At 62.9% G+C, this 620-nt stretch carries 1 protein-coding gene; it reads left to right on the forward strand.

The genetic code is table 11. The features are described from left to right. Positions 1 to 620: type VI secretion system tip protein TssI/VgrG (gene tssI / locus J1G18_RS28555; protein ID WP_223009611.1), on the forward strand; the 620-nt coding region annotated here is incomplete at both ends.

Genomic DNA, 620 nt, shown 5'->3' on the forward strand with positions numbered 1-620 from the left:
CGAGGAAGAAGGTATTCACTACCACTTCCAGCACAGCGCCACGGCGCACAAGCTGGTGTTCGGCGATGACCAGACGGTGTTCCCGAAACTCAAGCCTGTGGCCTACCAGCAAGACTCCGGCATGGTCGCCAGTAACCCGGTGATCAAGCGTTTCGACCTGCGCCTGGAAACCCGCACCAGCCGTACCACGCGCCGCGATTACGACTTCGAAAAACCGCGCCTGACCCTGGAAAGCGAAAACCGCGGCGACGCCCTGCCCGATCTCGAAGACTACGATTACCCGGGCCGCTTCATCGACCGCGAGCGCGGCAAGCACCTGGCCAAACGCGCCCTCGAACGTCACCGCAGCGACTTCCAGCTCGCCGAAGGCAAGAGCGACCAGCCACTGCTGGTCAGCGGCCATTTCCTTGCCCTGACCGAACACCCGAAGGCCAAGTGGAACGACCTGTGGCTGCTGACCGAAGTCCTGCACGAAGGCAAGCAGCCGCAAGTGCTGGAAGAATCGGTGACCAGCGACACCACCGCGCTGAAAGACGATTTCCATCAGGGCTACCGCAACCGTTTTCAGGCGACCCCGTGGGACGTGCCGAACCGTCCACCGCTGCGCCACCCGAAACCGC

Origin of the sequence: Pseudomonas sp. MIS38 (genome assembly GCF_019891575.1) — a bacterium.
In the GTDB taxonomy this organism is placed as follows: Bacteria; Pseudomonadota; Gammaproteobacteria; order Pseudomonadales; family Pseudomonadaceae; genus Aquipseudomonas; species Aquipseudomonas putida_A.